Genomic DNA, 13,215 nt, shown 5'->3' with positions numbered 1-13,215 from the left:
AATTTTGACCGCTCTTTTGAGGAGATAATATGTATTACGGTATTGATATCGGTGGCACAAAGATTGAATTGGCTGCTTTTAATGAAAAATTAGAAAAACTTTATACCGAGCGCGTGCCAACGCCACAAACAGATTATCAAGATTGGTTACAAGCGATCAAAACGCTAGTAGAACGTGCTGATGCCCACTTTGGTGAAAAAGGCACAGTAGGTTTAGGTTTGCCTGGATTTGTTAATTTAACAACTGGGCTTGCTGAAGTGACGAATATTCGTGTTGCAGATAATAAGCCCATTTTAGCCGATCTTGAACGCGTTTTAGATCGTGAAGTGCGGGCAGAAAATGATGCAAATTGTTTTGCTCTCTCTGAAGCTTGTGATGAAGAAAATATCCAATATCCTTCTGTATTAGGGCTTATTTTGGGGACGGGCTTTGGTGGTGGTTTTGTAATTAATGGCAAAATTCACTCAGGACAAGTTGGGATGGCAGGGGAGTTAGGCCACCTTCAATTAAATTATCATGCCTTAAAGTTATTGGGCTGGGATAAAGCGCCAATTTACCAATGTGGTTGTGGCAATCAGGCCTGTTTAGATACGTATATTTCCGGTCGCGGCTTTGAAATGTTGTACCGTGATTTAAAAGGGGAAGAGTTATCAGCCAAAGAAATTATCGATCGCTTTTATGCGAAAGAGGAAAGTGCGGTTGATTTTGTTCGTATTTTTGTTGAATTAGCGGCTATTTCTATCGGCAATATTATCACTGCATTTGATCCGCATATGATTGTGCTCGGCGGTGGTTTATCGAATTTTGATTATCTTTATGAAGCGTTACCAAAAGCATTGTCAGCTCATTTAATGCGTAGTGCAAAAGTGCCTCCAATCAAAAAAGCAAAACATGGTGATTCCGGTGGTGTTCGTGGAGCAGCCGCGTTATTTTTAAACTGTGAATAGATTTAATCTAAAAATACAGTGAAAATTTGAATAAATTTTATGTTATAGGATAAGAATCCAGTTTTTCTCTAAGAAAACTGGATTTTTTCTTTTGTCTCTCTACAATCAGAATATTGATTTTTTAGTGAGGTTTTTATGTTGACAGAATTTGGGAACTGGATTGAACAGGGATTAACATGGGTTATCGAACATTTTGACGAGCCATTATGGAATATCACTATTGTTATTTTATTAGGTGTCGGTTTATTTTTTACCATTACTACTGGGTTAGTGCAGTTACGTCTTTTCCCTACAAGTATACGTGAAATGTGGTTTGGACGCGCAGCAGAGGGAAATTCTTTAACGCCATTCCAAGCGTTTGCAACCGGGCTCGCCAGTCGAGTTGGCGTAGGTAATATCAGTGGTGTGGCAACAGCTATTGCGCTTGGTGGAGAAGGTGCGGTGTTCTGGATGTGGGTAACGGCATTTATTGGTATGTCGAGTGCTTTTGCGGAGTCAACCTTAGCACAGGTATTCAAAATTCAAGACAAAGATGGCTCTTTCCGTGGTGGCCCAGCCTACTATATTACACAAGGTTTAAAATCTCGTTGGCTAGCAGTAGCGTTTGCCCTATCATTGATTTTTACCTTTGGTTTTGCATTTAATTCAGTACAAGCAAACTCAATTGTGGAAGCAACCAAAAATGCTTGGAATTGGCAAGGTGAATATGTTGGTCTTGTTTTAGTGGTATTAACTGCTGTAATTATTTTCGGTGGCGTAAAACGTATTGCGACCATTTCTAGTAGCGTAGTACCGATGATGGCACTCTTTTATTTAATCATGGCGGTAATTATCTTAGGTATGCATATTGATATGATTCCGACGGTAATAGCCAATATTTATAAAAGTGCTTTTACTTTCCAATCAGCCGCTGGTGGTATGTTTGGTGCTTTAGTCTCCAAAGCCATGATGATGGGGATTAAACGTGGATTATTCTCTAATGAAGCGGGGATGGGCTCTGCACCAAATGCCGCGGCTGCCGCTCATGTAAAACATCCAGTTAGTCAAGGCTTAGTACAAATGCTTGGTGTGTTTGTAGATACCATGATCGTCTGTACTTGTACGGCGGTGATTATCCTGCTTTCTGATAACTATGGCAGTGAAACACTGAAAAGTATTTCCTTAACGCAAAATGCATTGCGTTATCATGTTGGGGAGTTTGGCGTACACTTCTTAGCTTTCATTTTATTGCTTTTCGCTTATTCCTCTATTATCGGTAACTATGCTTACGCAGAAAGTAACATTCGCTTTATTAAAAATAAACCTTGGTTTGTATGGGCATTCCGTTTATCGGTATTATTCTTCGTTTATTTCGGTTCGGTAAAATCAGGTAATGTTGTGTGGAATTTTGCGGATACTGTGATGGCTGTGATGGCAATTATTAACTTAGTCGCGATTGTTTTACTTTCCCCAATTGTGTGGAAGTTAATGAAGGACTATCAACGTCAATTAAAAGCAGGAAAAGAGCCTGAATTTAAAATTGACCTCTATCCTGAAATTAAAAAACGAGTATTAGATCATCGAATTTGGAAATAAGTTTTGATGGAATATGACAAAGGCGGGATATCCCGCCTTTGTTGTTTTAAATGATGTTCAAATTGACCGCACTTTATCGTTCATTTCGATAAGTCAGGAAGTAATAAGAGAGGGCTGAAATGACCACGCAAGCTGTCATTGTATAGAGCATTGGTGCAGCGGTTTCCATTTTAAAGCTCGCTACCAAGGAACCCATCACCGCACCGACACCAAAACGTACACTTCCCATTAATGAATTTGCGGTACCCGCCATCGTTGGGAATTTCTCTAGAATAGAGGCTGTGGCATTGGAGGAGATTAATGGATTTTGTCCAACAAAAAAGGCTACGCCAATAGCCATTGGCCAAAAACCGAAATCAAAAAGTGCGGTTAAAAATAACCAAATTCCTGAAATAAATTGTACCGCAATACCAATTCGTAACATGGTTTCAGCACCTAATTTCAATACAAATTTCCCATTGAGATAAGAAGCCGTTGTCATGATGGCAATATTGATCATAAAGAAATAACCGAATTCATCGACTGGAATGCCATAAATACCGATATAGACGATCGATCCCGCAGTGACGAAAGCAAATAAACCACCAAAACCAAAAGAGGCTGCCGCCATATAACCTAACACTTCTTTTTGTTTAGAAAGTGTCATGAAGTTACGGGCAATGATATTCAGCCGCAGGGGAATACGATTTTCTTGTTTATGGGTCTCGGGAATAATAAAAAAGACAAGCAATGCAGCAAGAAATCCCATGATGCCAATCACATAAAAAATCATATGCCAGTGGAAATATTTCACGATATATCCGCCAATTATAGGCGCAACAAGCGGCGCGATCATAAAGACAAGCGTGATGGTGGACATGATTCGAGACAGTTGATCTTTGCTAAATAAATCTCGTAATAAAGCTCCTGAAAGCACAACAGGTGCAGCCCCAAAGAAACCTTGAATAAAACGTAGCGCAGTGAAACTGCCAATAGAATGAATGCCCGTTAAAATAATAGCCGTGATAGCACCAATAATGACACCTAATAAAATAATCGGTTTACGACCAAAACTATCGCCAAAGGGACCCCAGAATAATTGTCCTGCGGCCATACCATAAGCGAAGAATGTTAGCGTATGCTGTACTTGCTCGGAGTTGATATTTAAGTCTTCAGCAATATTTAAAAAGGACGGAATATACATATCCACGCCCAAAGGCGGTAGCATTGAGAGGATGCCGAGCGTGGTGATAAAAATAAAGGTAGGTTTAATATTTTGGCTCATATTATTTCACTAAATTGTCGATTTCTTCCTGAGTGAGTGGACGAAATTCGCCTTCTTCTAAGTTCTCATCTAATTCAACGTTGCCGATTCTCCAACGATGTAGTGCCACGACTTTATTACCCAGTGCGGCAAACATTCGTTTCACTTGGTGATAGCGCCCTTCAGAGATAGTCAGATTCACGTTATAATCGTCTAATACTTCTAATTTTGCTGGCTTGGTCGGTTCTTTTTCGCCACGTAACAGAATGCCTTCTTCACAAGCTGATGCATAATGGTTTTCAACCGGGTCAGCTAAAGTGACTAAATAGGTTTTTTCGCATTGATGCTTTGGTGAGGTAATACGATGTGACCATTGACCATTATCAGTTAATAGCACGAGTCCTGTCGTATCAACATCTAATCGTCCAGCACTATGTAACTTGCCAGAAAGAGGTGGTTCAAAGAATTGATAAATAGTAGGATAGTCACCATCATCATGAGAGCAAACGTAGCCCTGAGGTTTATGCAACATAAAATATTGGCCTTCTTCTACCCAAGGCAACAATTCATTTTCAAAATAAATTTCATCTTCTTGACTGACTTTGGTCGCCCCATTTTTCACAATTTCACCGTTAATTTTGACCGCACTTTGGCGAATGGCCTTGGTGGCTTGTGAACGGGTTAAACCAGTATTCTCGGCAATAAATTTATCTAATCGCATCGTAAACTCTTATTTTTGATTGAACCAGCTGACGTAATCAAACTGGTCGTAATATTTTTCGCCATTCCAACCGGAAAAAGTAAATAAATCGCCCACTTCTCCTTCGTTTTCAAAGCCTTTAATGTAGAAAGCGGATTTTAATTCAGGATATGGCTTGTGGGTAAAGACAACTTTGTTTGGATAAGGCAAGTTATCAAAGGCTTGCAAGTCTTCATATTTTGCACCCTTTCCACCATCTTTATCAGTCATCATAATAAACAAGTTATCGAGGTTTAAACGCTGTGAGCGTGCTTCCCACTTTTCCCGAGCCTCTTGTTCGGAGTGGTAGTGCATAAAGTGCACCTTAAGATCACCTAATAAACCAACAGGATATGGTTTTTCTGTTTGTATAAATTGAAGCGGTTGAGCTTGATAGAATGTGATGTTCTGTAGATAGCGAACAAAATCGCTTGGGTCTAAATAAAGGTTAACAAACGGAGAATTAAAAGGCTGATTTAGGTCGTGCAAAATAAATGCACCGACACAGTTTGCTGAAATCACTGACATGCCTTGGTTAGTTAACCGTTTTTGAAAGGTTTTGTTAATCGCTTTCCGTTGTAATTTATTGATGGCACTTCTAAATTTAGAAAACAAACTCATTATTTACATCCTGCATGTTTTTTTGCGACATAGTAACGTTTTTGGTTCAAAATGTGAAGAAAAGACAAAAAGTGCGGTCGATTTCACTCATATTTTGTAATCATTTTGTAAAATTTTTGCGGTATATCACAAATTTCTCTAAAAAAGAGAGTATAATGGCGCAAATTTTATTTAGCCTAAGTGAAAATGGAGTATTTTTATATGAGCGAACAATTACGCCAAGCCGCATTAGATTTTCATGAATTCCCAATTCCAGGAAAAATTGCTGTCACCCCAACCAAATCGTTAGAAACCCAACATGATTTAGCCCTTGCTTATTCCCCCGGTGTTGCAGAGCCTTGTTTAGAAATTGAAAAAGATCCTTCAGCAGCAAGCCGTTATACCGCTCGTGCTAACTTAGTTGCCGTGATTTCAAATGGTACAGCTGTATTAGGTTTAGGAAATATTGGTGCACTTGCCTCAAAACCTGTCATGGAAGGGAAAGGGGTATTGTTCAAAAAATTTGCCGGTATTAATGTATTCGACATTGAAATCAATGAACACGATCCAGATAAATTAATTGATATTATTGCTTCATTAGAACCAACGTTTGGTGGCATTAACCTTGAAGATATCAAAGCACCGGAATGTTTCCACATTGAAAAAGCGTTGCGTGAACGTATGGGAATTCCAGTATTCCATGATGACCAACACGGTACAGCCATTATTGTCGGTGCAGCAGCATTAAACGGTTTAGAAATTATTGGTAAAAATATCGCAGATGTTCGCTTAGTGGTAAATGGCGCAGGTGCTTCTGCTATTGCTTGTACTAACTTGCTTCGAGCATTAGGTTTCAAAAAAGAAAATATCACCATGTGTGACTCTAAAGGTGTGATTTTTAAAGGGCGTGGCGATAACATGGATGAAACCAAACAATTCTACGCGATTAAAGATAATGGTTGGCGTACATTAGCGGATGCCGTTAAGGGAGCTGATGTGTTCTTAGGTTGTTCTAAAGCAGGTGCGTTAAAACCTGAAATGGTGAAAACCATGGCGGAGAATCCATTAATCTTAGCGTTAGCTAACCCTGTACCTGAAATTACACCTGATGAAGCGAAAGCAGTACGTCCAGATGCGATTGTTTGTACTGGTCGCTCAGACTTTCCAAACCAAGTGAATAACGTACTTTGCTTCCCATTCTTATTCCGTGGTGCATTAGATGTAGGGGCAACAGCTATTAATGAAGAAATGAAATTAGCGGCTTCTCACGCGATTGCAGATTTGGCAAAAGAACCGGTTCCGTTAGAAATTATTTCAAATTACGGTGCATTATCTTTTGGACCGGATTATGTGATTCCAACACCATTTGATCCACGCTTATTATTTACCGTCTCTTCTGCGGTAGCGAAAAAAGCGATGGAAACCGGTGTTGCAACACGTCCAATTACTGATTGGGCAGCTTATGAAAAACAATTAAAAGCGTTAGTTGCAGCTTAGTCTTTCTCTTTCAAAGTGCGGTCAAAAATGATGATATTTTTAACCGCACTTTGTGTTTTTTTATCTGTCTATGAAAGGAATGGCACATTCACGTGCTTTAAATTAATCAGAGGGTAGCGATCCCCTTAGGACTTATGAGTGTCAAAATGAAACAAACACGTTCTCCTTTATATCCGATTTTTCTCTTCGTCATCATTAATCTGATCATTTTCACCTTGTCTCGTCTTGGGCTTGCGATTTGGCAGGCAGACCGTGTCTCTGCGGTAGCGGGCTGGGGGCAATTATTCTTACAAGGCTTGCGTATGGACATCGTGGCTTTGTGTTATCTATTTGGTGTGCCAGCATTATTTACGGTGTTATTTCATAATAGCCGTATTTGGAAAATGATTTTACGCATTTGGCTTACTCTCGGTAGTGTGTTCATTCTATTTATGGAACTGGCTACGCCTGCATTTATCGAAACCTATGATTTTCGTCCAAACCGTCTGTTTATCGAATATCTAATTTATCCGAAAGAAGTCTTTTCAATGTTGATGGAAGGCCATTTAACTGCGGTCATTTTTAGCCTTATTTTTACCGTTACGGCTTTCTTCTGTTATTGGATACTCTCGGGTTATGCGGTGAAGAACTTACGTTCAATGAGCTGGAAATTACGCCCCGTTGTCGCATTACTCGTGATTGGAGTTGCCTTTTTAGGGGCGCGTTCGAGTTTTCAGCACCGTGGTGTGAACCCTGCAATGGTGGCTTTTTCTTCCGATGGGTTAGTCAATTCGCTCGTGTTGAATTCAGGCTATTCTGTTCTTTATGCCGCCCAACAATTTAAAGACGAAGGGGCATCTTCTGAAGCCTATGGCAAAATGGATACCGATGAAATGTTGCGTATTGTTAAAGCAAGCCGTGGCCGTCCTGAAAGTGATTATATTTCAGAGAAGATTCCAACCTTAACGAAAAACCAAGCCACTTATCAAGGTAAACCGAAAAATATCGTCATTATTTTGGAAGAAAGTTTTGGCGCGCAATTTGTCGGTACATTAGGCGGAAAACCACTTTCACCTGAATTTGATAAATTAGCCAAAGAAGGCTGGTTATTTGAAAATCTCTATGCAACTGGTACACGATCTGTACGTGGTATTGAAGCCACGACAGCTGGTTTTACACCTACTCCAGCACGTGCGGTAGTGAAATTAAATAATAGTCAAAGTGGTTTCTTTACTATTGCAGATTTACTTGCTAAACAAGGTTATAACACTTCCTTTATTTATGGTGGTGAAAAACACTTTGATAACATGGCAAGCTTCTTCTATGGTAATGGTTTCCAAAATATTATCGATCAAAAAGATTACCAAAATCCTAAATTTACTGCGACTTGGGGCGTGAGTGATGAGGATTTATTTGATAAAGCGAACGAAACTTTTACCCAATTACAGAATGAAGGAAAACCATTCTTTAGCTTAGTGTTTAGTTCGAGCAATCACGATCCTTTTGAATTTCCTGATGGTAAAATTGAGCTTTACGAGCAACCAAAAGCAACCCGTAATAACAGCGCAAAATATGCAGATTATGCGATTGGTTATTTCTTCAAATTAGCGAAACAATCTAATTATTGGAAAGATACCGTGTTCTTGGTGATTGCCGACCATGATTCTCGTGCAGCTGGGGCAAGCTTGGTGCCAATTAAGCATTTCCATATTCCTGCGTTAATTTTAGGTGATCATGTTGAGCCACGCCGAGACAGTCGTTTAGTGAGCCAAATTGATATGCCAACGACCTTACTTTCTATTGCGGGTGTAAGTGGTAATTATCCGATGATTGGCTTTGATTTAACGCAAGATGTGAATCCGAATCGTGCCTTTATGCAGTTTGATCAAACTCAAGCCTTAATGAAAGGCAATCATGATGTTGTTATTCAAACACCAAATAGCAAAGCAAAAGGCTATGTGTATGATAAAGAAAAAGATACATTGACCGAAAAAGAGGTGCCGGAAGAAATGAAAAAAGAAGCGTTGGCACATGCTTTACTTGGCAGCTATTTGTATAAAAACCGTTTATATAAAGGCAGTGAAGAGAAGTAAAGTGCGGTCAGTTTTAGGCTAATTTTAAAGGGCGAATGATTTCGCCCTTTTTCTTTATATGATTTTTGCTTAGTGATTTTCAGCAATCACACGTGGGAATAAAATGTTATTTTCACGATGAATATGCATCATTAAATCGTCTGCAAATTCTTGGATGCCGCTATAAAGTGCACGCCATGTATTACAAGCATCTGCTGGAGGCGTCATATTATTTGTTAATGATTTCAATACTTCCAAATGTTCGCCATGTTCGGAGTGTTCCATTTCCATCATACGAATTGGCATCTGCGCCATCATATAGTTGCCAGCTTTGATCATTGGGAAAAGCACGTGCTCTTCTTTCATCATATGGTTGCTTAAATCTTCATAGACATTGCGTAATTCAGCTGCCACACCCATAGGACAATCTTCACGATCGCCATGAACACTTTCTACACGATCCGCTAAGACGATTAATTCTTGAAGCTGTTCGCGGTGGCGTTGATGGTAGCGAACTAAGATATGATCGATAATTTCAGGATAAGTTGCATTAACCCAATATTCTTCCGGGTTTTCTGCTTTGCTGTTTTGAAGCTCGGTTAAGCGCGTTTCAATTTCTGCTAAATTTAATCCTTTTTCTGCCGCTGCGTTTGCAAGTGTATCGGAACCACCACAGCAGAAATCCAAATTATATTCACGAAGTAGAGAAGTTGAGCCGGGTACGCTGACTGCGATTTCACTTAATTTTTTATCTCCAAAATACATAATGAATCTCCTTATTGATGAGGTAGAGTTAAAAGTTGAGTGAAATACTAAGATAATAAATGGAAAATGCAACGGTTTTTTTAGCAAAGTATGATTTAAATCAAAGCAAAAAGTTAAAGTTACCGTGTTGTAGGTAGGTATTGATGAGTATTAAAAGTGAAAGTTGCATTGCTTTGATGAGGTGTTATTATTCGAGCATAGAGAGGGGATAATCATGAAGTGGATCTATCGATTTTTGGCTATTGGCTTGATGTTAGTGGTTTTAGGTGCTGGATATTTTTTTGCGAATTTAACAATTTTTGAACGTACATTTATTCAATTAAATACGTCACAAAAAGTAAATTATATTCCTTTTGAAAACAGGTTAAATATGCAATGTGACAAGGCTGATAATTTAGTTCCTAAACTTACCTCTTCTCGCTTTCATTTAATAACTTGGAATGTACATAAAGGGCAAGATAAAGGATGGCAAGAAGATTTAGATCGACTTTCTAAACAAGCGGATTTTGTGTTATTACAAGAGGCGACGCAGCATCAAAATTTAAGTACATTTTCGACCGCACTTTTTGTGTCCTCTTTTTCTTTTAAAGATCTCTTATCCGGTGTCAAGACATTTACCCAAACACAGCCAGAATGGTATTGCGGTGGTGGCGTAGCTGAACCATTAATACAAATACCTAAAGTGGCTAGTGTGATGAGTTTTCCGTTAGAAAAAGGCAGTAGCTTGCTACTGATTAATATGCATTTGATTAATTTTGAATGGGGAATTTCCACTTATCGAACCCAGTTAGAGCAGCTCTTTTCTTTTGTGGAAAATCATCAAGGCTCCATCATTATGTCTGGCGATTTTAATGCATGGAATGAACGTCGTCTGAATTTAGTGAATAATCTGATGCAAAAATATGGACTAGATGCAGTGGCGCTCTCTCAAGATGAGCGGGTTAGATTTTTAGGTTATCCACTGGATTATATTTTTACGCGAGGCGTAAAAGTGGTAAGTGCGACATCAGAAGTGGTTACTTCGTCAGATCATAATCCATTACTGATGGAATTCGAATTGGAATAAAGTGCGGTCAGATTTTTAGAAAAATTTAGGGCTAACGTAATGTTAGCCCTATGTATTAATTATTTAGTTTGGTTAATTAAGAATTGTGTCAATAAAGATACTGGACGACCTGTTGCACCTTTATTGGCGCCTTGAAGCCAAGCTGTCCCCGCAATATCTAAATGCGCCCAAGTATATTTTTTCGTAAAGTTAGAGAGGAATGCCCCCGCAGTAATTGCGCCGCCCCAGCGCCCCCCAATATTGGCTAAATCAGCAAATGGAGATTTTAATTGCTCTTGATATTCTTCACTCAACGGTAAACGCCAAGCTTTATCAGTAGTTTGTTGTGCGGCTTGTAATAACTGTTCAGCCAAGGCATCATCAGTTGAAACTAAGCCGCTGTTATGTTGGCCTAACGCCACCACGCAAGCACCTGTTAGGGTTGCGACATCAATCACATATTGCGGTTCAAAACGTTCTACATAGGTAAGCGCATCACAAAGTACTAAACGTCCTTCAGCGTCAGTATTTAATACTTCTACGGTTAAACCGTTCATCGTGGTGATAATATCACCTGGACGATAAGCATTGCCATCAGGTAAGTTTTCACATCCCGCTAATACGCCGATAACATTTAATGGCAGGTTTAATTCTGCAATAGCTTTCATTGTGCCGAAAACAGACGCTGCACCGCACATATCGTATTTCATTTCATCCATATCTGCGGCAGGTTTTAAAGAAATACCGCCTGCATCAAAGGTTAAGCCTTTACCCACTAATACGATTGGTTTCGCATTTTTATCAGGTGCATTGTTGAAATGTAAAATAGACATATAAGCCGGATTTTGTGAACCTCGAGATACGGCTAAATACGCATTCATGCCAAGCTTTGTCATGTCTTCTTCATCAATCACATCGAGGGAAAGTGCGGTTGATGTTTCGGCTAAATTTTTAGCTTGTTCAGCTAAATAAGCCGGTGTACAAATATTGGGCGGCATATTCGCGATATTACGCGCGGCTTTTACACCATTTGCAATGGCTTGTGCTTCTGCGATAGCTTGTTGAGCTAGTGAATCATCGGTATTAAAAATGATTTCTTGAAGTGAGATAGCATCCGCTTTTTTACTTTTAAATTCATCGAATTGATAGAGACTATGTTCAATGGTTTCAACAGTAAAACGTACATTCCAAAATAGATCGCGATCTTTAATTTCCACATCTGTCAAATTATTCACCGCTTGTTGAATATTTAATTCTTTTAATGTTTGGGTCACACGTTGGATGATTTGTTTAAATTGGCGTTCAGTCGTTTCGCCTTTTTTACCACAACCTGCGACTAATACACGTTTAGCCTCAAGATTTGGTAACGAATGAAGCAGAGTCGCTTGGCCAATTTTACCTGAAAGATCTTGGCTTTGGGCTAACTGACTAAGGTAGCCTTTTGTGATTTGGTCGATTTCATTGAAACTTTTTGTCAATTCATTGTTCTCATAAATGCCGATGATAAGGCAATCGGTTGATTGAGAAAGTGTGGTTGAGTTTGCTTGATATTTCATGTTATTTCCTTATGTTGCTAATTTGCTATTTAAATCAGTGAAAATAAGGTATCATACGCCATCTAAATTAGCCAGTTTCCCGTGTTTTTTAGTTAGAAAAAAGAATGATATTAACCCGATATTTAACAAAAGAAGTTTTTAAAAGCCAGATTGCGATTTTGTTTATTTTGCTTTTAATTTTCTTCAGCCAACAACTTGTTCGCGTACTTGGTTCTGCGGCAAATGGTAAAGTACCTGCCGATCTTGTGTTCTCTTTACTCGGATTAGGGATGCCAACAATGGCGCAATTAATGTTGCCATTATGTTTGTTTATCGCCATTTTGCTGACTTTCGGTCGTCTCTATGCAGAAAGTGAAATCACCGTTATGCGTGCTTGTGGTGTAGGTCAACGTATTCTTGTTCGCGTGGCGTTAATTCTTTCTTTACTCACAGCGGGCTTAGCTGCTTATAACGCTTTATGGCTTTCCCCATGGGCGATTCAAAAACAAGCAGCCATTGTTGAAGATGCTAAAGCAAATCCCACCATGGGTGCGTTGACTTCGGGTCAATTTATGTCCACAAGCAACAATAATTTCGTTTTATTCATTGATAAGATTAACGGTAATCAAATCAGTGATGTTTATCTTTTCCAAATGAAAGCCAAAGGCCAAACGAAACCGTCAGTGGTTACCGCTGAAAAAGGTGAATTAAAAGCGTTACCAAATGGCGACCAAGTCTTGAATTTACAGAATACCTTGCGTGTAGAAGGTACATCCGTGCTTCCTGATTTCCGTATTACACATTTTGATGACTACCAAGCGTATTTAGGCCATCAAGAGACAAATACAGAAAGTGATGAAGCGGCTGAATTATCTTTTGAGCAATTATTAAAAGATAAAAGTCCCGCAGCCAAAGCAGAATTGCATTGGCGAATTACCTTAATTTTAGCCGTGCCTTTAATGGCGCTTATTGCTGTACCAATGAGTAAAGTAAATCCTCGCCAAGGCCGTTTTGCGAAAATCTTACCGGCATTATTGCTTTATTTAATTTACTTCTTATTACAAAGTTCATTTAAATCTGCAGGTGGTGCAGGTAAGCTTGATGCTGGTTTGTTAATGCCGTTGGTAAATATCGCCTTTTTAATTTTAGGAATTGTGCTGAATAGTTGGGATAGTACCGCTATGCATAAATTCCGTCGTGTATTCAGAAAAGGATAAT

Annotated in this window: 11 protein-coding genes; 6 read left to right on the top strand and 5 right to left on the bottom strand. The window is 39.1% G+C overall.

Annotated features, from left to right (window positions below):
- Positions 1–29 precede the first annotated feature (29 nt).
- Positions 30–947, top strand: coding sequence for an N-acetylglucosamine kinase (gene nagK, locus HMPREF2750_RS06935; protein ID WP_070583168.1), 918 nt, complete (start codon positions 30–32; stop codon positions 945–947).
- Positions 948–1,082: 135 nt separating this feature from the next.
- A complete protein-coding gene (locus tag HMPREF2750_RS06930) occupies positions 1,083–2,522 on the top strand; it encodes an alanine/glycine:cation symporter family protein (RefSeq protein WP_070583167.1) in 1,440 nt (479 codons plus the stop codon).
- A gap of 73 nt (positions 2,523–2,595) precedes the next feature.
- Here the strand turns inward: HMPREF2750_RS06930 and HMPREF2750_RS06925 are convergent, their stop codons facing one another.
- The 3 genes from HMPREF2750_RS06925 to HMPREF2750_RS06915 are packed head-to-tail and all read right to left on the bottom strand — an operon-like array spanning position 2,596 to position 5,125.
- A complete protein-coding gene (locus HMPREF2750_RS06925) occupies positions 2,596–3,786 on the bottom strand; it encodes a Bcr/CflA family multidrug efflux MFS transporter (RefSeq protein ID WP_070583166.1) in 1,191 nt (396 codons plus the stop codon).
- A 1-nt stretch (position 3,787) separates the two neighbouring features.
- On the bottom strand, positions 3,788–4,486 hold the full coding sequence (gene rsuA / locus HMPREF2750_RS06920; RefSeq protein WP_070583165.1) for a 16S rRNA pseudouridine(516) synthase RsuA: 699 nt from the start codon (positions 4,484–4,486) through the stop codon (positions 3,788–3,790).
- A gap of 9 nt (positions 4,487–4,495) precedes the next feature.
- A complete protein-coding gene (locus HMPREF2750_RS06915) occupies positions 4,496–5,125 on the bottom strand; it encodes a DUF1919 domain-containing protein (protein ID WP_070583164.1) in 630 nt (209 codons plus the stop codon).
- Positions 5,126–5,326: 201 nt separating this feature from the next.
- Between HMPREF2750_RS06915 and HMPREF2750_RS06910 the strand changes: the two genes are divergently transcribed.
- Both HMPREF2750_RS06910 and HMPREF2750_RS06905 read left to right on the top strand, forming a co-directional pair.
- Complete coding sequence (locus HMPREF2750_RS06910) at positions 5,327–6,601, top strand: malic enzyme-like NAD(P)-binding protein (protein WP_070583163.1); 1,275 nt, start codon at positions 5,327–5,329, stop codon at positions 6,599–6,601.
- A gap of 146 nt (positions 6,602–6,747) precedes the next feature.
- On the top strand, positions 6,748–8,673 hold the full coding sequence (locus HMPREF2750_RS06905) for an LTA synthase family protein (RefSeq protein WP_070583180.1): 1,926 nt from the start codon (positions 6,748–6,750) through the stop codon (positions 8,671–8,673).
- A 69-nt stretch (positions 8,674–8,742) separates the two neighbouring features.
- Here the strand turns inward: HMPREF2750_RS06905 and ytfE are convergent, their stop codons facing one another.
- On the bottom strand, positions 8,743–9,417 hold the full coding sequence (gene ytfE / locus HMPREF2750_RS06900) for an iron-sulfur cluster repair protein YtfE (protein ID WP_070583162.1): 675 nt from the start codon (positions 9,415–9,417) through the stop codon (positions 8,743–8,745).
- 214 nt (positions 9,418–9,631) lie between these two features.
- Here ytfE and HMPREF2750_RS06895 point away from each other — a divergent pair, with 214 nt between their 5' ends.
- The gene (locus HMPREF2750_RS06895; RefSeq protein WP_070583161.1) at positions 9,632–10,483 is read left to right on the top strand and encodes an endonuclease/exonuclease/phosphatase family protein; all 852 of its coding nucleotides are present in this window, start codon (positions 9,632–9,634) and stop codon (positions 10,481–10,483) included.
- Between the two features lie 59 nt (positions 10,484–10,542).
- On the opposite strand, the gene HMPREF2750_RS06890 is transcribed toward HMPREF2750_RS06895, so the two are convergent.
- Positions 10,543–12,018, bottom strand: coding sequence for a leucyl aminopeptidase (locus HMPREF2750_RS06890; RefSeq protein WP_070583160.1), 1,476 nt, complete (start codon positions 12,016–12,018; stop codon positions 10,543–10,545).
- 104 nt (positions 12,019–12,122) lie between these two features.
- On the opposite strand from HMPREF2750_RS06890, the gene lptF reads away from it, so the two are divergent.
- Complete coding sequence (lptF, locus tag HMPREF2750_RS06885; RefSeq protein WP_070583159.1) at positions 12,123–13,214, top strand: LPS export ABC transporter permease LptF; 1,092 nt, start codon at positions 12,123–12,125, stop codon at positions 13,212–13,214.
- Position 13,215 lies beyond the last annotated feature (1 nt).

Origin of the sequence: Haemophilus sp. HMSC066D02, from assembly GCF_001810545.1 — a bacterium.
Classification (GTDB): Bacteria; Pseudomonadota; Gammaproteobacteria; order Enterobacterales; family Pasteurellaceae; genus Haemophilus_D.
Note: the sequence above shows the minus strand (reverse complement) of the source record. Positions and strands in the feature narration are given on the sequence as shown.

What these genes read in the sequence shown, in the direction of transcription:
- nagK (WP_070583168.1), top strand. Translation starts at nt 30, where the DNA reads ATGTATTACGGTATTGATATCGGTGGCACAAAGATTGAATTGGCTGCT.
- HMPREF2750_RS06930 (WP_070583167.1), top strand. Translation starts at nt 1,083, where the DNA reads ATGTTGACAGAATTTGGGAACTGGATTGAACAGGGATTAACATGGGTT.
- HMPREF2750_RS06925 (WP_070583166.1), bottom strand. Translation starts at nt 3,786, where the DNA reads ATGAGCCAAAATATTAAACCTACCTTTATTTTTATCACCACGCTCGGC.
- rsuA (WP_070583165.1), bottom strand. Translation starts at nt 4,486, where the DNA reads ATGCGATTAGATAAATTTATTGCCGAGAATACTGGTTTAACCCGTTCA.
- HMPREF2750_RS06915 (WP_070583164.1), bottom strand. Translation starts at nt 5,125, where the DNA reads ATGAGTTTGTTTTCTAAATTTAGAAGTGCCATCAATAAATTACAACGG.
- HMPREF2750_RS06910 (WP_070583163.1), top strand. Translation starts at nt 5,327, where the DNA reads ATGAGCGAACAATTACGCCAAGCCGCATTAGATTTTCATGAATTCCCA.
- HMPREF2750_RS06905 (WP_070583180.1), top strand. Translation starts at nt 6,748, where the DNA reads ATGAAACAAACACGTTCTCCTTTATATCCGATTTTTCTCTTCGTCATC.
- ytfE (WP_070583162.1), bottom strand. Translation starts at nt 9,417, where the DNA reads ATGTATTTTGGAGATAAAAAATTAAGTGAAATCGCAGTCAGCGTACCC.
- HMPREF2750_RS06895 (WP_070583161.1), top strand. Translation starts at nt 9,632, where the DNA reads ATGAAGTGGATCTATCGATTTTTGGCTATTGGCTTGATGTTAGTGGTT.
- HMPREF2750_RS06890 (WP_070583160.1), bottom strand. Translation starts at nt 12,018, where the DNA reads ATGAAATATCAAGCAAACTCAACCACACTTTCTCAATCAACCGATTGC.
- lptF (WP_070583159.1), top strand. Translation starts at nt 12,123, where the DNA reads ATGATATTAACCCGATATTTAACAAAAGAAGTTTTTAAAAGCCAGATT.